The following is a 19775-nucleotide window of genomic DNA, read 5'->3' as shown; positions in this document are numbered from 1 at the left end:
ATCGCCTGCTTGGTGTCGCGATCGACTGACTGACGTAGCGATCTATCGCCTGACTCTTTTAAGATACAAGGGGCGGGTTCACGAAAAATATCTGCCAATAATTGACAATCTCAAAAACCCGCCCTTTTAATCGCTCGATCGGACATGATATAATACTAAATGCGGGTTGGAAACCTCATTTATAATAGTCGGCGGTCGCCACCTATCCTACACAAACCAGTCCGCCTTCTGGCACTAATAAATTATACAAATTCGGGGTAAAATTCACTGAGAATAGTCGGCAGCAGTGCCGCGTCCCTACTGCTGTGTCCTGTATTTCATCCGAGTGAAAACTGCTATAATACAAATACCTCCACTGAAATCATCGAAAACTGAAATTTGGGAAAGCCAATGATTGCCGATCGCACCCACAATTATATCTCGCCGGAAGAGTACCTGAAGTTAGAAGAACTCAGTCCGCTCAAACATGAGTATATTCACGGCGAAACCTATGCAATGGCAGGTGCAAGCGATGCTCATGTGACAGTTGCCGGCAACTTATTTGCACTTTTGAGAAATCATGTTCGGGGTAGTGGCTGTCGTGTTTATATGTCTGACATGAAAGCTAGGATTGAATCTAAGAATATTTACTACTATCCCGACGTGATGGTAACGTGCGACGAACGGGACAAATCATCTCAATCTTTTAAAAGACATCCTTGTTTAATTGTCGAGGTGTTGTCTAACGGTACAGAAGGATTCGATCGGGGCGATAAATTTGCTGACTATCAAGAATTAGAAACGCTTCAAGAGTATGTGTTAATCAGCCAAAAGCGTGAGCGGGTAGAGTGTTTTCGCCGTAATGCTGAAGGGTTGTGGGTTTTGTATTCCTATAATCAAGGAAGCGAACTTCACTTGGCTAGCGTAGATTTTCGCACAAGTATTGATGCTATCTATGAGGATGTCATTTTTACTAAGGAAGATTCAGAAGCAGAAATTGATGAACTGCGATCTAGGGAATAGATTGAAAGTGCGATCGCCCTTCAGTCAAACAAGGGCGATCGCACTTGGGGATGTGATTAAAAAAGGGCGATCGCCTAGTTAAAACTCAATACGTCGTTTTCTTGGGTTGTGGTTGTTTGCCACGAGAACCGCTGGTTTTTTTTTTACAAACATTCTCCCTGGGTATCCCAAGGAATGTTGGCGAAAAAAACCCTGAGTTTCTCCAGATTTATGATAATTTCTTCAATTCGTTCTTTTGACTGGGTATCAGGTGAAGTAATTTCATGCAGATGCTTAAGAGACTCTTTACATTTTGCTTCAACTGCATCCGCACCTTTATCAAAGGCTGTGGCTGTCTCTTGCCAATACTGGTCGATTCCTCCTAAGAATTTATCAACAACACCCTGTTTTTTGAATTGTTGGTAAATTTCTTTTGCTAACCGCTTCTGCCAAGCTTCCCCAAATAAATTCCACACCAAAGAAGCCAGTCCAGCAGCTAAACCGCTCCCTAGAACTATTGGGCCACCAATCGCAGCTACGAAAGAAATTACTGTTGCCGTGCCACCACCGATACTAATACCAAGTGCTGACAAAAGACTGACTAATTTCGCTACTAAGATATAGCTGCCAAGATTGCCAAGGCCTGCTGCCCAAGCGGCTAAGGCACCATAAGTACCTAAACCTGCTATCCCACCAAGAAAAGCTCCTTTTGTATCGAAGGGAATAGATACGACTATTCCATCTTTGTTGGGAAGTTTAGGCACTGGGTATTTTTCCAGAAAAGCGTCAATCTCAGCCTTGAGTTTTTCAGAATTGACACTAATCCGACTTTCTAAATGACTTTGCAGCAGATCGACTAAATAACCGGGAGCGTATTCTTGAGCCTCTTTCTTTTTGTCGTATCTCTGGCGAATCATTTGTTCTATAAACTCTACATCGATCTTTTTGGCCGCATAGGTCTGAAATGATTGGCGGGTATCTTTCTCTAATTCCTTAATTTGTTTGCTCACTTGACTGCGTTTTTGCCGCATTTCTCGCTGACGTTCAGGTTCATTTTTCTCCGCTTTGTCAAGCTCCTTTCGATACTCCTCTATTTTGGCAACAGTTGTTTGATATTGCTCAATCGAGTTAGCGTATTCTTGGTTTTTGTCCTTTTTGACCGCATTAATTTCGCGGTCTATACGAGATATGACTGGTTTAGGAAGAGTCTCGCATAGGAGTTGAGTTAAATCATCAAAGAGACGCTGACAGCGCTCCGGCTTTTCTGACCAGAAAGTGAAGAAACGCTTTTGCACATCTTCCTTGGTAATATCCCGCTTTGTTAGCTTCCGACGAAACTCTATAGCAGTTTCATCAAGTTCTTTATACAGTCTGGCTGAAGCTTTATTGAGAATTTTGGGAAGCTCATCGTCAGGGATACTCGGATCTGCGTGTGTCGCCACAATAAAGAAATTTCCTAGCGTCGGAAAGTCGTTGCACTCATTCTCTGGGGCCGGCAACAAACGCAGCAAATTCCGAAGTCGCACCATATCTTGACCATTGATGTGACCCTTGGCAGGAGAAGCATAAAGCAAGACATTAGCAATTTTGGTGGCACTATTAGCTTTCTCAACATCCTTTGATACTTCATCTTGTTTATCAGAGTAACCGGGAAGGTCAATCAGGTTACACGCTCTTAACAAAGGAGCATCTACATAAACTATAGCTGTATGTCCGCCGTCATTGCTGTCGTCAGAGTCATCATATTGGTGTACGCCATATTTTTCTAGCAGGTCAAAGGAGCCGAATTGCAAAAAATGCTTCTGACAACGCTCCCGATCCTCTAAATATAGGAAGTCAAAATTTAGCTTGCCGTTTTCATCTTGCCAAAATTTCTCATCAATAATTCCCACGTTTCCCTCAAACCATTCGGGGCGACTTTCCACATGACAAACAATGGTAATGACTCTTGTTGCAGGCTGATAGCCTGTTGGTAATACTTTTTGGCCTAAAAGACTATTAGCAAGATAGGATTTACCAGAGTCAAATGCTCCTGTCAAGACAACATTTGGTTTTTGGTAATACTGGTTAATTTGTTCTTGCAGATCGTTAGGTCTACGTAATTCCGTTGGCAATTCTAGCCAAGGTAAAAAAGAATTTTCATCGATATACTGATTAAGTAAATTTAGCCGTCGATAAAGTTCAGCGTAGGGACTGCCTGGTTCAATTCCTGGGAGTGGATGTATTTCCTCTGACATGGCAGTTGCAATGTCTTCACCTAATATTTGCAGCCATTTTACTGCCATTCCCATCGGAACTTGTGCAGGGAACTGCTCATAATTTTTAACCTGATCTACAGAAATGCCGATCCCGCTGGCAACTGATTCTTGACTGATACCTTTCTGTTCCCGATAGCGTCTAAAATTAATGTTCATAGCATTCTGCTACCCGCTAGTTTAATCCACAGGAAGTTATTTGTTTTTTATAATTATCTTCTAATTATGAATTTATCGGAGTCATAAAATGTCAAATTTTATCAGCAATTGAGACGAGCGATCTGTCAGAAAACGTCAGATTGTGTCATCTTTGTCAGAAAATGTCATAAAAAATATGATAAAATAGGCAAAACTTTCACGCCTATCTGACTAATGAACGTTCAAGAAGTCTTGAGATTTGCCGATGACATGGTTTTCGCCAAGACGGGAGAACATTTGGAGGATCTGCAAAAAGCTATCCTGCTGGGTGTATGGGAAGGTCAAAAATACTCTCAAATCGCAGAAACATCATATTGTAGCGAAGGTCACATCAGAAATATCGCCTCAAAATTATGGAAACGTTTATCAAATGTATTAGATGAAGAAGTAACTCAATCGAATTTACGCTCTGCACTTGAAAGACAACAAGTATTCATCGTATCATCAAATTTTGGGAATGATTTTCTACACATTGGTAACGTCAATGTCTGTGCAGATAACCAATCTCCCGAAATTCAAAAAACCCGATCGCCCTCCGCGCCCACCTCAGACACCTCCCAACCACAAACCAGACTAGACTTAGCAGACGCACCTCATATTTCATCATTGTGCGATCGCACATCCGAACTCGCCACCCTCGAAAAATCCATCGTCCAAGAAAAGTGCAACCTCGCAGCCATATCAGGACTCAGCGGTATCGGCAAAACCGCACTTTCCCTCCACCTCATCCAAAAAATTCAGCATAATTTTGAATACGTCATCTGGCGAAGTCTCCGCCACTCCCCACCCTTAGAAACTACCCTAAAAAATCTCCTAGAATTTCTCTTAAATCAACCCGAAATCGAACTCCCTACCAGCATCCCCGATCGCCTTTCCCTGTTAATGGAATATCTGCGAAAAAACCGCTGTCTCATCATCCTCGACGACGTGCAAACCATTCTCAGCAGCGGACAACTAGCAGGAAATTACCGCCCCGACTGCGAAAATTACAGCATCCTCTTCAGACAAATCGGAGAAACAACCCACAACAGTTGTTTAATCCTCAACAGTTGGGAACCCCCCAGAGAAATTACCGCCTTAAAAGGTGAAAATTCACCAGTTCGCAGCTTACAACTCAAAGGCATAGGTACAGCAGCAGCCGAAATTTTCCGACAAAAAAGTTTACTCAATCCCGAAAAATGGGAAAACCTAATTAACGCCTACCGGGGCAATCCATTGTGGTTAAAAATAGTCGCCACCACCATTCAAGAAATATTCCGAGGTAGGGTTGCAGAATTTTTGAAATATGATATACTATTCTTAGGGGAAGAATTGGCAGCAACATTGTACCCGCAGATAAATCGTTTGTCAGAATTAGAGAAAAACCTCATCTGCCGCCTCAGCCGCGAAGCAAATTCAGTTTCAATAGAGCAATTGCTACAAGATGCCGATTTATCGCCCTCTGAGTTATTCAACGGGCTGCAATCTTTGGGGAGGCGATCGTTAGTTGAAATAGAAGAACAGGAGAATGAAATGCTATTCAGCGTTTGTCCTGTGGTGAGACAATATTTAATATCAAATCCAGTTAATTAGCCACGATATCTTGAGGAAAACGGCAATGCCCATCGGTGTCAAATTAAGCCTGAAAGCCTTGGTATCTCTCGTTCATAGCCAAGTCTAGATCCCCCTAAATCCCCCTTAAGAAGGGGGACTTTGAGAAATTTTCTTGTCCCCCCCTTATTAAGGGGGGTTAGGGGGGATCGAAGCTTCGATACAAACAAGAGAGACTCCAGGTTTGACGTTAAGTTGACACCAATGGGCAATGCCGTTTCCCTACCATTTTGAGGAAACGGCATTGCCGTGTCCCTACCTGCAGCGATGATTTAATATGAAATATGAACACTGCTGAACCTTCATTAACTAAAACAGAATTAAGAAAATCGCTCCTCAACACCCGCAAATCCCTATCAGCACAAGAATGGAGACAAAAGAGCGATCGCATCTGCAATCATCTCCAAAACTCGCCCCTATTCACCCAAGCAAAAACAATCCTCGCCTATTTGAGTTGTCGCCAAGAACCAGATTTAAGTCCCCTATTTGTAACTCCCCGCAAATGGGGATTTTCCCGCTGTGTAGGCAAAGAGCTATCGTGGCACATCTGGCAGCCCGGAGAGGCTTTACATACTGGAGCTTATGGCATACTCGAACCCCTGCCGGATGCTCCTAAAATAGACCACTCAGAAGTAGATTTAATGCTCGTACCCTCAGTAGGCTGCGATGTGCGTGGCTATCGCTTGGGCTACGGCGGTGGCTATTACGATCGAATGCTTAGTTTAGCTGAGTGGGAATCAAAAGTTACGATCGGCATTATCTTTGAATTTGCCTTGGTCGCCCAGCTACCAGTTGACTCGTGGGACAAACCGCTGCACGGAATTTGCACGGAAAGCGGTTGCAAAATTGCACACCGAAAATCTTAAACGGGCATAAACAAATAAATTTTCCGCAATTATGCCTATATCCTCTTAATCTAGAATCTAGAATCTAAAATCTAAAATCTAAAATCTAAAATAGTATGGCCCAGCGCTACGTTCGAGTTAAAACAACACAGGGACACATCCATTACGGTTTACTGCAACTAAGCCACAGCGTTCAAGTATTTGATGCACCGCCCTGGTTAAAAGGACAACCAACCGATTTGGAACTTTCACCAGATACTTACCAAATTCTCGCCCCGTGCTCTCCCTCAAAAATTGTAGCCGTAGGCAAAAATTATGTCGATCACGCCGCCGAGATGGGAACCCCAGTACCGGAAGAACCCCTGCTGTTTTTCAAGCCTCCGAGTGCCGTCATCCCAGCAGGTGCAGAGATTCGTTATCCGCAGCAGTCGGAAAGGGTAGACTACGAGGGAGAATTAGCCCTGGTAATTGGCGAACATTGTACCAACTGTACTCCCGAACAAGCACACAGCAAAATTTGGGGCTATACGATCGCCAACGACGTAACAGCTAGAGATTTGCAAAAGCGGGACAACCAGTGGGCGAGGGCCAAAGGGTTCGATACTTTTTGTCCCTTGGGGCCTTGGATTGTGCGCGAACTGAGTCCTGCTGCACAATTGCAGACTTTTGTCAATGAGAGCGAGCGACCGGTACAGTCATCCCAGATCGATCGCATGGTTTTTTCCCCAGACTTTCTCGTCTCCTACATCAGTCAAGTAATGACCCTAATTCCCGGCGATGTGATACTGACGGGAACGCCGCAAGGAGTAGGGCCGCTACAAATAGGCGATCGAGTCCGCATCGAAATTGAAGGCATCGGCAGTCTTGAAAATACAGTAGTTATTAGTAATGGGTAAGTGGTAATTATCACCAACAACTGTCAAGTGCCAACTGCCAACTACCAATTGACTAACGAACCTGCATATAAACAGCATCCGAAAGCGGAGGAATCTCTGCATAGCGTCCCAAAAGCGACTGAACGACTGCATAGACAAATGCAGCAAAAGCGCCCAAAAACACCATGTTATACAGAGTTTCCGCAACAAATGCGACTTGTAAGCCTTTAGAAAAAATCGGCAAAACCAGACCGCACAGCATCAAAACAATGTCTAAAAGAATCGCCTGCATCGCATTAAAACGAATGAAGTGACTGATGTTTTCGTTTCTAACTACTCCTAAATACAGGGCAAAGAAGATAATCAAGCTAGCAAATGGCAACCTATAAAGTTCCATCAAAGGAGCTAGCGGTATAAACAACAGTTGCAGGACAGGAAACTGTCTAAACAGAAACGCGCCAAACGCCAGCCCGTCAACCAACGGGAGCAAATAAGGCAAAGAAGCAAAAATCCGGTCTGGAACAGTTGTAGATCCGCGCCAAGTCATAATGAACTCTCCTGAGTCGATCGATTAACTATGAATTCCATTAAACTCAGGATAACGCAGCAGCAGGGTTTGTGTTTCGACTCTGCCGGAACTTGCTTTTCACTCAGCGGGGAGCAGCCTCAACTACCAACGGCAGGCTTTCTTATTTAATATTGGCAATGACGAAGCCCATTTGACACTCGTACCGATCGGGCAAATTTTCCGTAGGTTTAGCAACTGGATGTCCACAGCGAAGCTCTCCACCGCTCCAGCGCGGTTGGCCAGTGCGATCTGCCAGCAAACAACTTTGGCAAACACACTGAGGGGCAAGCATCTGATTTTCCATTAAAATGACTAACATTTGATACCTCCGGCAGGTTTCACACCAGTAATTTCATTGTATGTCAGCAGTTAGGGACAAACGGCTTAACCTGAACACAACGTAATATTTATGTCAATGGTGCGAAATCCGTAGTACGGTATAAGATCCCCAATTCCCAATCCCAAAACTGTCAAGAGGTTGATTATTGTGACGGACACTAACTTAGAATTCCTTTCCAAAACCGATCCGCTAATTGCCGATTTAATCGGGCAAGAGCTCCAGCGGCAGCGAGACCACCTAGAACTCATCGCCAGCGAAAACTTTACCTCCGCAGCGGTAATGGCAGCTCAAGGCTCAGTGCTGACCAATAAATACGCCGAAGGACTGCCAGCGAAACGGTACTACGGCGGCTGCGAATTTATTGACGGCATCGAGCAAATCGCGATCGACCGGGCCAAACAGCTATTTGGAGCCGCTCACGCCAACGTCCAGCCCCACTCCGGCGCTCAAGCCAACTTTGCAGTATTTTTGAGCTTGCTGGAACCAGGAGACGGAATTATGGGCATGGATTTGTCCCACGGCGGACACTTGACCCACGGTTCGCCGGTCAACGTATCCGGCAAATGGTTCAAAGCTTTTCACTACGGCGTCAGCCAAGAAACAGAACAGCTTGACTATGACGAAATTTTGGCACTCGCCAAAGAAAACCGACCGAAATTGCTAATTTGTGGCTATTCAGCATATTCGCGAATTATCGACTTTGAGAAGTTTAGAGCGATCGCCGACGAAATCGGAGCCTACCTGCTCGCCGACATCGCCCACATCGCCGGGTTAGTCGCCACAGGGCACCACCCCAACCCCCTCCCCCACTGTCACGCAGTCACCACCACCACTCACAAAACCCTGCGCGGCCCCCGTGGTGGCTTGATTATGACTAATGACCCGGAATTAGGTAAAAAGTTCGACAAAGCAGTTTTCCCCGGCACTCAAGGTGGCCCGTTAGAACACGTCATTGCGGGCAAAGCAGTAGCTTTCGGCGAAGCATTAAAGCCGGAATTTAAAACTTATTCCGGTCAAGTAATTGAAAATGCGCGCGCTTTAGCGGAACGGTTGCAGCAGCGGGGTTTAAAACTTGTTTCCGGCGGCACGGACAATCACTTAATGCTAGTTGATTTGCGATCGGTAAACATGACAGGCAAACAAGCCGACCAATTAGTCAGCGGTGTGAATATTACTGCTAATAAAAATACCGTGCCTTTCGATCCGGCATCGCCCTTTGTCACCAGCGGTTTGAGACTCGGTTCGCCGGCGATGACCACCCGGGGAATGGGAACAGCAGAATTTACCGAGATTGGCAATATTATTGCCGATCGCCTGCTAAATCCAGATGATGAAAGCGTCGCAGCCGACTGCCTGCGTCGAGTAGCAGCACTGTGCGATAGCTTCCCCTTATATCCCCACTTGTACTTGAAAGTGCCGGCATTGGCTTAATTTTCCTGATCGGCAATGGGGAATTGGTAGTTGGAAGTGTACGGGTAAAAGGGTAAAAGAGCAGGAAAAGATTGAGAGTTGCCGGTAGCGATATTGACAAGCGGTTTTCACCAAAAATATCGATCGCCAAGACGGTTTTTAGTAAAGATATTTGTCGGGCGGGGCTGGTTTGAATAACGGTATTTGTAGGTTGCGAAAGATACCGCTCAACTGGGCCCGCTCGCCAAATATCGACTTTTTTGCTCGCGAAAGAGTCGATATTTCAAATCGTTAATTCGAGAGTTATGAATGAAAAACCTGACAATTCGCCCCAGGGCAACTGCCATTGCGGCAAATCTCCGACTCCCAAACCCCCAGTCGCTCTTCAAGATGTTTCCTTGTTATAAGCCATCTGAAATGTAGTAGACTCTGCCTGACAGACTAATTGCCCCGCACTATTTAAAATTGATTTCAGATGCCGCACCAGTATCTGTACCACGTAGTAGCTTTTCTGATTTCTGCGATCGTCGTCCTCTGGAGTACGCCAATAGTCAAAAAAATTGGTCTCAAAAGCGGGCGAGTCGATCGGCCAGGCGAGCGAAAAGTTCACAAGCGCCCGATGGTGCGCTTGGGAGGAGTTTCCATCTTTCTCGGCACTCTCAGTGCCCTCTTATTTGTCTGGCTCTCAGGAGGCTTCATCGATGCTAGCGGACAAGTGCTCAATCCCAAAGACGAATACGAAATTTGGGGAGTCACCCTCGGCGGCATCGGATTCTTCCTCATCGGTTTAGCAGACGACTTATTTTCCCTGTCGGCCTTAAAACGCTTGCTCATGCAAATTGGCGTATCCAGCATCGCTTGGATGGCCGGCGTAAAAATTGAGTTTCTCACAGTTCCCTCCCTGGGACTGACTGATATTGGCTGGCTGAGCTTGCCAATTACCGTGATTTGGCTCGTCGGCATGGCGAATGCCATCAACTGGATTGACGGTTTGGACGGTTTAGCGGCCGGAGTTTCAGGGATTGCAGCAGTTGTGATGCTGATTGTCAGTCTGGCGATGCACCAACCGGCGGCGGCCCTGATTGCAGCGGCTTTAGCTGGCGGGGCCTTGGGATTTCTGCGCTACAACTTCAATCCGGCTCAAATCTTTATGGGAGATGGCGGGGCTTATTTTATCGGGTTTACTCTCGCTGGAGTGGGAGTAATTGGGTTAGTTAAAACTACGGCTGTTACTTCTGTGTTGCTGCCATATTTAATTTTAGCTGTACCGATTTTAGATATGTCGGCGGTAATTCTCGATCGACTTCGCAACGGCAAGTCACCGTTTATTGCTGACAAGCGCCATCTCCACCACCGACTTCTAGAAGCCGGACTATCCCATCGATTTGCCGTTTTATTTATTTACTCGCTGACACTGTGGGTGGGAAGTTTAGCCCTAGCTTTTTCGCTTCCCAGCGGCGTAATTTACGCTATGGGTGCAACAAGTTTGCTGGGATATGCTAGCTGGAAAGTTTGGAGACACGCTCGATAGTTAGTTGACGGTTGACGGTTGACTGTTGTCATTCCCCAATTAATTCCCCAATCTAAAATCCAAAATCTAAAATCTAAAATTGAATGGTTGCTGAAATTATTTGTGTTGGCACTGAATTGCTGTTAGGCGATATTCTTAATAGCAATGCCCAGTTTTTAGCCAAAGAATTAGCAAGTCTGGGAATCCCTCACTACTATCAAACAGTGGTGGGGGACAATCCAGAACGTATCAAACAAGTGTTAGAAATCGCCGTCAGTCGATCGCAGCTTTTGCTCTTCACCGGAGGCCTGGGCCCGACACCAGACGATCTGACAGTCGAAACGATCGCCGATTTTTTTGGGGTTCCCCTCATCGAAAAGCCGGAAATTATCGCCGATATCGAATACAAATTTGCCCAGCGGGGACGCACCATGAGTCCCAGCAATCGCAAACAAGCTTTAATTCCAGAAACTGCGGACATTCTGCCGAACCGCAGCGGTTCTGCACCGGGCATTATTTGGCAGCCGGTTTCTGACGTGACAGTAATGACATTTCCCGGCGTACCGGCGGAAATGCACTTGATGTGGCAAGAAACCGCCGTTCCTTACCTGAAAAATGGCGGCTGGTGCAGCGCCACTATTTACAGCCGCACGCTGAAATTTTGGGGGATTGCTGAGTCGGCATTGGCCGAAAAAGTAGATAGTTTTCTGAATTTAACTAATCCTACTGTTGCTCCTTACGCCAATCACGGCGAAGTCAAACTGCGGATTTCGGCCCGCGCGGAGTCATCGGTGGCTGCGAAAAACTTGATTGAGCCGATCGAACAACAATTGCTGCAGATTGCTGGCCTAGACTGTTACGGTGTCGATACCGATACCCTCGCCTCGACTGTGGGTAAATTGCTGCTGTTGGCTGGCGAAACTCTTAGCGTGGCTGAATCGTGCACGGGAGGCGGGTTGGGAGCGATGCTGACCGGTGTTGCCGGGAGTTCGAGGTACTTTTTGGGCGGGATTATTTCTTACGACAATCGGGTTAAGGAAGGATTATTAGGTGTTAATCCGCAAGATTTAGCCGAGTTTGGGGCAGTCAGCCACCAAGTGGCAAAACAAATGGCTGCGGGAGTTCGCGCCAGCCTCAATACAAATTGGGGATTGAGCATTACAGGCATCGCCGGGCCCGGAGGCGGCACAGACGCTAAGCCTGTCGGACTGGTTTATGTCGGTTTAGCGGGGCCCCACGGCTACGCAGAAAGTTTTGAATACCGCTTTGGCGATGCCAGAGGCCGCGATTGGATTCGGCATCTGAGTAGCTGTACGGCGCTCGATCGGCTCCGGCGTAAATTATTGTTGGCAACAGCGTAGAAAAAATCCAGCGATTTGTCAATTGTCAACTGTCAGGCGTAAGCTTAAGCTTTATTTAACACTCTATACTCCGATATAATTCGGCAATTTTCCTTTTGCCTCTTGATTATCTGTAAAGATTCGTTATGATAATAAGATAGGACTGATTGGCCAATATACTGACTCTCTCCTTTGCTCAAAACAACCAGCAAGCGAGAAAGCAAGTTTGACCTTTGGTTTCAAAGTCGTGCTTGCTTATTTTCAGGTATTTAGCCGTCGGTTTAGCAATCTAGACTATAAAAAAAGGAGCTATCCGTTCAATGGAAGACATTGAAAAGGTGCTGGAACAAATTAAAGAATGGGTTCGCAAGCTGATAGAAGGACTGCTGAGTCCCGAACCTGAACCGGAACTCGAACCGATTCGTATTCCTGTCAACCAACCCAGGAATCGCAGGTAGTCGGGACTGAATTAGAAGTTTGAGGTTTGAGGTTTGAGGTGGCAGACAGGTTCTACATCCCATGTCAAAACTCTCATAGTTTTTGTTGCGCTGGAAATTTTAAAATTGTTAAAGATCCTGGTACTTCACGGCCCTAATCTGAATCTATTGGGTCAGCGAGAACCTGGAGTTTATGGTTCTGCGACTTTAAATGATATCAACAAGTTGCTAGAACGAGAAGCGCAAGCCCTCCAGGTGCAAGTCTCAATTCAGCAGTCGAATCATGAAGGGGTCTTGGTGGATGCAATTCACTCGATGTTAGGGCAGCACCAAGGCTTATTGATTAATGCTGGAGCTTATACTCATACGAGTGTGGCAATTAGAGACGCGATCGCCGCAGTGAATATCCCTGCGGTAGAAGTTCATCTGAGCAATATTTACCGGCGGGAAGCTTTTCGGCACCACTCGTTTATCGCAGCGGTGGCGATCGGGCAAATCAGCGGTTTTGGATCGGAAAGTTACCTGCTGGGGCTGCAAGCTCTAGTTAGTTACCTGATTAAAAATTAAAAATTTACCGATTGTAGCGATCGGATGAGGGCAGGTTTTAGATGGAAAACCAGCCCTTATATGTTTGGGTTTAATTCCAATCAATCACAAGATTTTGGCAAAAAAGGATACCAGAAAAAATTATAAATTATAAATTACCAATTACTAACAACTTGAGTTAAATTAAAATGCGGCATTCCCTGTTGAGCAAGTTTCAAGGAACCATCTTGGGGGCAGTTTTAGGAGACTCTATAGGCCTGCAATACCAAAGGCAACTCGTGGGTATTCCCCCCCAAACAGAAGACTTGGAGCCGATTTTACCGCTGACGAAACACCAACAATTGACCGTAGGTGGGGCAACATTCGCGTTGAATACCCTCAACAGCAAAATCCCCAGTGGCAAAGACTCATCCGCATCCGGGAGACTTGCGGTAGCGTGCGCTCAAAGTTTAATTCGGTGTAGCGGTTTAGATTTAAAAGATTGGCGCGATACTTGGGAAGCATTTGCCAAGTCGGAAATCTCCCATCCGCCAAGCACTGAGTTTGAAAGCATCCTCAACCCTTGTGAAGCTGCCGTTGCGGCGCTGCCTGCGGCGATGTTTTTTCACGAAAATAAAGCCAAGCTGCGAGAAAAAATCATGCTGGCGATAGAGGTTTGGCCCAAGGAAAACCAGCCAGAATGGGAAACAGCAATTTTAGCAGTAGAATATACGATCGCCCGAGCTCTCAAAGAAAAACTTGACCCCGCCACAGCGATCGAGCAAACAATTGCCTACGTCAAAACAGATAATGCCTTAACAGAGCTGCTGCTGCAAGTACAAATACTACTAGAAAAGGGAGCCGATTTAGAAACAGCCGCAACTCACCTGTGCAAAAGCGCCACAGCTTTGCGAGAAAGACAGGGCGAGGGCCAGAAAAAATTACAAACCGAGTCAATTGTCAACCCTGGAAATTTCATTCCCATTGCCCTAGCTTTCTACTGCTTCTTGAACACCCCAGAAGACTTACGCTTGTCAGTGATGCGGGCCGCCCGCACCGGCATAACCGGACAACTTACCTGCGCTTTGACGGGAGCTTTGTCGGGAGCGTACAACGGCGCTACTGCGATTCCTGTAGAATGGCGACAAGTATCTTCGGCTGCCGTTAAATCGCTGCCGAAGGCCGAAGGCCGAGAACCCTCGGTCTGGGAAATTGGCAGCGATGCAACAATTGTGGAGTTAGCAAATAATCTGTTTGCTGTTTGGGCGGGAGTTTACAGGCCAGATGCCAGCCTGGACTCGGCAGCGCTGGCCCGAGCGGTGGCTGCACCTTATGTCATTAGACCTCGTAAAATATAAAGTTTTGAGCTTTTAACGGTAAGGGGAAACCAGAAATTAGCATTTACCAATTAACAAGTCAAAAGCGCAAGTGGAAGGAGAGCGACAATTAAATATTAAAAACTCAAAAATTAAATCGGACGCGCCTGCCCCAATAAACCGGGTTTCTAGGAGAAGAGGGGGTTGGGCAACGAGAGATATACGGAGAAATCTGGTTTTTAGCCCTACGCGAGTTCTGTTAAAGATGGACGAGGGAAGGAAAGAAGCAGCAGAAGCTTGAGAACACTGCTTGCGTTGTTGGCTACAGTCAGGAAACCCAACTGCTGGCGACAGTCAGGCAAAGTAGCCTGGAAGGTTGAATATTCAGCCACGGTAGTTCGGATAAACTCAATCAAGATGCACCGTCAGAATTTCTGACAAAGCTGCTGGATAACAGTGATATATCTTCGACACAAATGAATACGCTCTCCTCATTGATGCGGCAGATTGAGCAGCTAGGGGCTGCGCGCTCACTGCGCCAACACATTGCTAAAGTGCAAAATGGTGGCAGCAAAGCAGATACCTTACGGGCTGGCGGGTCTCTCCTGAGCCGTTTGTCGCTCCAGAAATGGGATCTGCCCGAGACTTTTACTAGATTTAGAAGTAAAACCTCAAAATCAAGCCTCAAAAATCAAGCTCGTTCTCCTATGTTGGCGCTGGTCGCGGTAGTTTCCCTAAGCAGCACTCTGGGCCACCGCTTCTACAACCAGCCGAAACTGGATGTGGGGACGAAAGCTCCTCAGACGATTAAGGCTCCTGCTAGTGCTAGCATCCCCGATTACAAAACTACTGAAGAACAGCGGAAAGCAGCGCGGATCGGGGCTGTAGCTATATTAATGCTGGATTCTGCGGTCGATCGACAAATTTATCAAGAATTACAACAATTTTTGCAGCAGGGAAGCGAGCTCCGGCAGGCGGTAGGCCCGTTTCCGTTTGCCAGTCCCTCGGTCCTCTCAAATGCGGCTCAGGTTTACTTGCGGCGCTGCCCCGAGTGGGAGTGGCGATCGATTTTGGCGCAAGCGGGGGACAACAGTGCAACGGACGAGCGGTTGAGTTTGGATTCCCCCGCAAGTGCTGCGCAGACGGAGAACAAGTCTCAGCAAGATGCTATCGCTCAACTGCAAGCTTACAGCCGATCGGTCCGGGAACAAGACTTTCAAAGCCTGACAGACAGTATTTCCTCTGCTCGCCGGCGCTATCTCAATGCTGTGGAGGCGCTGGGAAAACCGTCGGTTTCCGGGATCCCACAGATTTACGATACTTCGTTGTTTGATTTGTCGGATGCAGCTTGGCAGAAAACCCAAACCGGCATGAGTCGGGCGGCAAAAAGGATGGTGGCTCAAGGTATCCCGCAAGGCTTGCCAAAAGACATTTTGAAAGAAGCTGTGAAGCTGCAAGTGGCTGATGAAGTGCCGTTAGAGTCCCAAGCTTTGGCGGTTGAGGGTTTAACAGCGATTTTGCAGCCAAATCTGGTCAGAGATCCCGAGGAAACCAAACAGCTAGCTGAATTAGCGGCGCAAAAGGTGAAACCGGTGATGATCGCAGTAGATCGGGGGGACATAATTGTTGGAGAAGGAAAAGAGATCTCGCAGCAAGATTTCGTGTTGCTAGACTATTTTGGTTTGAGCCGGCGGGGGGTAAATTGGCTGGGGCTGACGGGTTTTGTTTGTTTAGTAGCGGGGGCAATTGCGATCGTACTGCTGGTGGAAAGGCACTACCGCTTGCGCCGGAGAGATCATTTGCTATTGCTGCTGCTGACTTTGAGCGCGCCGGTGCTGGTGAGTTTGGGGCTGCCTTGGACGAGTTTGCCCGCGATCGGGATTTTAGCCGGCGGCTTCTACGGTTCTGCCGTGGGAGTGACTGTGGTGGGGCTGCTGTCGGCGCTGCTGCCCGTTGGCTTAAATGTGGAGTTGATTCATTTAGTCGCTAGCGGGGCGGGGGGATTGCTAGGCGCTTTTATGGCCGGGCGGCTGCGATCGCGCGAGGAATTGGCTCTTTTGGGCTTGGCTCTTGGGTTGACTCAGGGCACGGTTTATCTGGTGGGGACTTTGATTGCCAGCGCCGCTGTCGGTGCGATTTGGTACGTCGTGCTCGGTACTGTGGGCGCGCAAAGTTTGGCCGGTTTGGCTTGGAGCGTTGTGGCGATCGGCATCAGCCCTTATTTGGAACACGTTTTTGACTTGATTACGCCGACTCGGCTGGCGGAACTTGCCAATCCCAACCGCCCGCTGTTGAAGAAATTGGCTGCCGAGGCTCCGGGGACTTTTCAGCACACGCTGTTTGTGGCGAGTTTGGCGGAGGCTGCGGCCCGGGAACTCGGCTGCAATGTTGAGCTGGTCAGAGCTGGGACATTATACCACGATATTGGAAAAATGCACGACCCGCTCGGATTTTGTGAAAATCAAATGGGCGGGGGTAACAAACACGATGAAATTAATGACCCTTGGGCGAGCGCGGAGATTATTAAAAAGCACGTTAGCGAGGGCTTGGTGATGGCGCGGAAGCATCGATTGCCGAAGGCAATTCAAGCGTTTATTCCCGAGCACCAAGGTACAATGTTAATTGCTTATTTCTACCACCAAGCGCAGCAAATTGCTGCAAAAGAAATAGAAGATTTAAAGATTGCTTTGCCAGATGCGAATAATTCAAAGTTAGCAATCGCAAGTCGCCAAGTGAGGGAGGAGGATTTTCGCTACGATGGGCCGATTCCGCAGTCGCGGGAAACGGGGATTCTGATGCTGGCGGATTCTTGCGAGGCTGCTTTGCGATCGCTCAAGGATGCTACTCATGAAGAGGCTTTGAATATGGTTAATCGGATTTTGAGGGCTCGCTGGCAGGATAATCAGTTGATTGATTCGGGTTTGACTCGGGAGGATATGTCTCTAATTGCGGAGATTTTTGTGCGGGTTTGGGAACAGTTCAATCACAAGCGGATTGCTTATCCTAGTGCGGTTTTTACTCCCAGGTAGAGGAATAGTTCTTAGTTTAAAATGTTGAGTTTTGAGTTGAGTAATTATATCCTGTCCGGTCAAATAACCACGATAAGGTTTGTAGTTAGGACTTTAGTCCTCTGACTTTTATGATAACTGAAGTCCTCATTACAAACCTATTTAATTACGGTCGTTCCAGCGGACATGATATTACGCAGGAGCATCTAAGAAACCCGGTTGTTTGTATGGAATTAGTCATTTACCATCTAAAATCTAAAACTTAAAATCTAAAATGGTATTAATTCTATCCTTTGACTCCGGCGGCAGTTTCTGTCGGCACAATGTATTTTTGCAAGAGCAAAAATAGTCCTAAAACTGGAACAATAGAAATAATGGAACCCGCCGCCACCAAACGCCAATCCAAAGAAAATGTCCCGGCTAAATTGGCTACGCCTAAAGGTAACGTGTAATATTCCGGCCTCTCTAAAACTAGCAGCGGCCACAGAAAGTCGCTCCAAGAACCGATAAATACAAAAATTCCTAAAGTAACTAAAGCCGGCTTAATTGCCGGAATCATAACGTGCCACCAAATGCCTAATTCTGCACAGCCGTCGATGCGGGCGGCTTCTTCGAGTTCTTTGGGAACTGCTAGGAAGGCTTGTCGCAATAAAAATATGCCGAAGGCTGAGGCTAGTCCGGGAAAAATTACGCCTAAATAGCTATTTTTTAATCCGAGTTGTACTGTCAATACGTACAGGGGAATCATGACTATTTGGAAGGGAATCATGATTGTGGAAACGATCGTAATTAAAATAGCTTCTCGGCCGCGAAAGTTGAGTCTGGCTAAGGGGTAAGCGGCGAGGGCGCAAAACAGGACGTTGATGCTAACTGTGAGGCCCGCAATCAGGGTGCTGTTGAACAGGTAGCGGCCGAAGGGGTTGGTTTGCCAAACTTTGATGAAGTTTTCGAGGGTTGGCTGTTGCGGTAACAGTTGCGGGGGAAATTGAAAAATGTTTTCGGTGGGGGATTTGAGGGAGGTACTGAGCAGCCACAGCAGGGGAAACAGCATTAAAAGTGCGATCGCGCCCATCATGCTGTACGTCCACAGGGTGCTCCACCGCGAGGGAGTGCGGTTTGGGGAATTTGATTTTTTAGTTTTGAGATTGTTCATTGTTGGGATATGATGATAAGTCCTTGCTTCGTGAGAAGCCTTGTTGTCCATAAGGGGATTATTGCCATGAAACCGTTTATTTACGAAACTATGTACATTCTGCGCCCAGATTTGGGTGAGGAAATGACAGACCAGGCGATCGCGAAATATCAAACAATTTTGCGCGATCAAGGTGCTGAAAACATCGAAACTCAGCACCGCGGCAAGCGCCGTTTGGCTTACGAAATCGGCAAGCACCGGGACGGAGTATATGTTCAAATGAACTATACAGCTCCGGGCGCTGCAATCTTTACCCTGGAGCGCGCGATGCGTCTGAGCGAGGAAGTGATTCGCTATTTGACGATCAAGCAGGATGTGCCAGATGCACCGGAAGCGGAAGCGGAAGCGGAAGCCGCCGCCTAAAACGAGTTTTTTACTCGTTACTGACATCTTGCACCATTCTCAACAACAGGCAAGATGCCTGTTCCACAAAAAAGATTAAGTTTGATTGTGGGGCGGGCATCCTGCCCGCTCAAGAACAGGCAAGATGCCTGTTCCACAAAAAAGATTAAGTTTGATTGTGGGGTGGGCATCCTGCCCGCCCGTCAAAGGCCGATTGACAATGGTGCAACAGAAACAGCGTTAATCTGAGTTCAAAAACTCCAAATAATTATTAGTCAGTTCTTTGACTGCTAACTCGTAAAACTGCTGGCCGTGTTCGGGGGTTGCTAAGGCCGGATTTGAACCCATTCTGCCGTCGGGAAATCGGCGGCGGAAATCAGCAGCACCGTAAATTTTGTGCCCGGAACCAACTTCTTCCGAAAGCGGAGCTTGCTTGATTGCTTCTGGATAAAGGTACTGGGTTAATGCAATTTCGCTGGGGGTGGCGTGGGAACCTTCTTGGTTTCCGTACAATTCTTTTGCGAGTTTGTAGACTGAACCGCACATGAACCAGTTGCCAATTTGACACTGGATTCGATCGGCATTCGGTAGATTCAAGTCCGACAAATGTGCGTATGTCTCGGAAAATGCTGCTTTCATCGTGGCAATGTTGCCGCCGTGACCGTTGATGAAGAAATATTTCTCAAATCCAGCTTTTGCCAAAGATGTGATATAATCCCTGATTACCAGTATCAGCGTCTGCGGTCGGAAGCTGATTGTGCCGGGAAAGCTGGTGTGGTGCAAAGCCATGCCTACATTAATTGTCGGGCCGATTAAGGCATTGGCAGCTTCGCCGACACCGCCGGCGATCGCATTCGCAGCAATGGCGTCAGTCCCGATCAAGCCGGTGGGCCCGTGCTGTTCGGTGGAGCCGATCGGGATAATTATGCCTCGGGAGCTTTCGAGATAAGCTTCTACCTCGGGCCAGGTACTCAAATGCAGCAACATGATAGGCAGTCTACAGAATTTTTACTTGCTATCGTCGATCGTAGCCGGCACGGGAA

17 protein-coding genes are annotated in these 19775 nt (G+C 47.1%); 12 read left to right on the top strand and 5 right to left on the bottom strand.

The genetic code is table 11. The annotated features are described in order from the left end of the window. The first annotated feature begins 390 nt into the window (after positions 1-390). Positions 391-1002: a Uma2 family endonuclease gene (locus QUB30_RS16625; protein ID WP_333335161.1), complete on the top strand. Its 612-nt coding sequence runs from the start codon at positions 391-393 to the stop codon at positions 1000-1002. 143 nt (positions 1003-1145) lie between these two features. Here QUB30_RS16625 and QUB30_RS16620 read toward each other — a convergent pair whose 3' ends face one another. Next, entirely contained in the window at positions 1146-3395 is a 2250-nt protein-coding gene (locus QUB30_RS16620) for a dynamin family protein (RefSeq protein ID WP_333335158.1), read from the bottom strand. A gap of 213 nt (positions 3396-3608) precedes the next feature. On the opposite strand from QUB30_RS16620, the gene QUB30_RS16615 reads away from it, so the two are divergent. The 3 genes from QUB30_RS16615 to QUB30_RS16605 all read left to right on the top strand — a co-directional run bounded on the left by QUB30_RS16615 (position 3609) and on the right by QUB30_RS16605 (position 6765). After that, positions 3609-5006, top strand: a complete 1398-nt coding sequence (locus QUB30_RS16615; RefSeq protein WP_333335155.1) for an NB-ARC domain-containing protein — start codon at positions 3609-3611, stop codon at positions 5004-5006. Between the two features lie 302 nt (positions 5007-5308). Continuing rightward, positions 5309-5890 carry a 5-formyltetrahydrofolate cyclo-ligase gene (locus tag QUB30_RS16610; protein ID WP_333335152.1) on the top strand — a complete coding sequence of 194 codons (582 nt, stop codon included), beginning with the start codon at positions 5309-5311 and terminating at the stop codon, positions 5888-5890. 95 nt (positions 5891-5985) lie between these two features. After that, positions 5986-6765, top strand: coding sequence for a fumarylacetoacetate hydrolase family protein (locus QUB30_RS16605; RefSeq protein ID WP_333335149.1), 780 nt, complete (start codon positions 5986-5988; stop codon positions 6763-6765). A gap of 52 nt (positions 6766-6817) precedes the next feature. Here the strand turns inward: QUB30_RS16605 and QUB30_RS16600 are convergent, their stop codons facing one another. Both QUB30_RS16600 and QUB30_RS16595 read right to left on the bottom strand, forming a co-directional pair. Beyond that, a complete protein-coding gene (locus tag QUB30_RS16600; RefSeq protein ID WP_333335146.1) occupies positions 6818-7291 on the bottom strand; it encodes a Tic20 family protein in 474 nt (157 codons plus the stop codon). Between the two features lie 142 nt (positions 7292-7433). Continuing rightward, positions 7434-7631: a hypothetical protein gene (locus QUB30_RS16595; protein ID WP_006631916.1), complete on the bottom strand. Its 198-nt coding sequence runs from the start codon at positions 7629-7631 to the stop codon at positions 7434-7436. Positions 7632-7799: 168 nt separating this feature from the next. Between QUB30_RS16595 and glyA the strand changes: the two genes are divergently transcribed. From glyA to QUB30_RS16560, 7 genes are all read left to right on the top strand, one after another. Continuing rightward, positions 7800-9083: a serine hydroxymethyltransferase gene (gene glyA / locus QUB30_RS16590; RefSeq protein WP_333335143.1), complete on the top strand. Its 1284-nt coding sequence runs from the start codon at positions 7800-7802 to the stop codon at positions 9081-9083. Positions 9084-9537: 454 nt separating this feature from the next. Beyond that, entirely contained in the window at positions 9538-10593 is a 1056-nt protein-coding gene (locus tag QUB30_RS16585; protein ID WP_333335140.1) for an MraY family glycosyltransferase, read from the top strand. Positions 10594-10676: 83 nt separating this feature from the next. Beyond that, on the top strand, positions 10677-11933 hold the full coding sequence (locus QUB30_RS16580) for a competence/damage-inducible protein A (RefSeq protein WP_333335138.1): 1257 nt from the start codon (positions 10677-10679) through the stop codon (positions 11931-11933). A 299-nt stretch (positions 11934-12232) separates the two neighbouring features. Beyond that, positions 12233-12370 (top strand): hypothetical protein, encoded by a 138-nt coding sequence (locus QUB30_RS16575; RefSeq protein ID WP_006631912.1) that lies wholly within the window; start codon positions 12233-12235, stop codon positions 12368-12370. A 105-nt stretch (positions 12371-12475) separates the two neighbouring features. Further along, positions 12476-12916, top strand: a complete 441-nt coding sequence (gene aroQ, locus QUB30_RS16570) for a type II 3-dehydroquinate dehydratase (protein ID WP_333335135.1) — start codon at positions 12476-12478, stop codon at positions 12914-12916. Positions 12917-13083: 167 nt separating this feature from the next. Next, positions 13084-14232 carry an ADP-ribosylglycohydrolase family protein gene (locus QUB30_RS16565; RefSeq protein ID WP_333335132.1) on the top strand — a complete coding sequence of 383 codons (1149 nt, stop codon included), beginning with the start codon at positions 13084-13086 and terminating at the stop codon, positions 14230-14232. Between the two features lie 434 nt (positions 14233-14666). Then, positions 14667-17219, top strand: coding sequence for an HDIG domain-containing metalloprotein (locus QUB30_RS16560; protein WP_333335129.1), 2553 nt, complete (start codon positions 14667-14669; stop codon positions 17217-17219). A 265-nt stretch (positions 17220-17484) separates the two neighbouring features. On the opposite strand, the gene QUB30_RS16555 is transcribed toward QUB30_RS16560, so the two are convergent. Continuing rightward, positions 17485-18402: a carbohydrate ABC transporter permease gene (locus QUB30_RS16555; RefSeq protein WP_333335126.1), complete on the bottom strand. Its 918-nt coding sequence runs from the start codon at positions 18400-18402 to the stop codon at positions 17485-17487. A gap of 15 nt (positions 18403-18417) precedes the next feature. Between QUB30_RS16555 and rpsF the strand changes: the two genes are divergently transcribed. Further along, complete coding sequence (gene rpsF / locus QUB30_RS16550) at positions 18418-18753, top strand: 30S ribosomal protein S6 (RefSeq protein ID WP_333335123.1); 336 nt, start codon at positions 18418-18420, stop codon at positions 18751-18753. Between the two features lie 219 nt (positions 18754-18972). Here rpsF and QUB30_RS16545 read toward each other — a convergent pair whose 3' ends face one another. Continuing rightward, a complete protein-coding gene (locus QUB30_RS16545; RefSeq protein WP_333335119.1) occupies positions 18973-19719 on the bottom strand; it encodes a creatininase family protein in 747 nt (248 codons plus the stop codon). Between the last annotated feature and the right edge of the window lie 56 nt (positions 19720-19775).

The organism is Microcoleus sp. BROC3 (assembly GCF_036702515.1).
GTDB lineage: Bacteria > Cyanobacteriota > Cyanobacteriia > Cyanobacteriales > Microcoleaceae > Microcoleus.
Note: the sequence above shows the minus strand (reverse complement) of the source record. Positions and strands in the feature narration are given on the sequence as shown.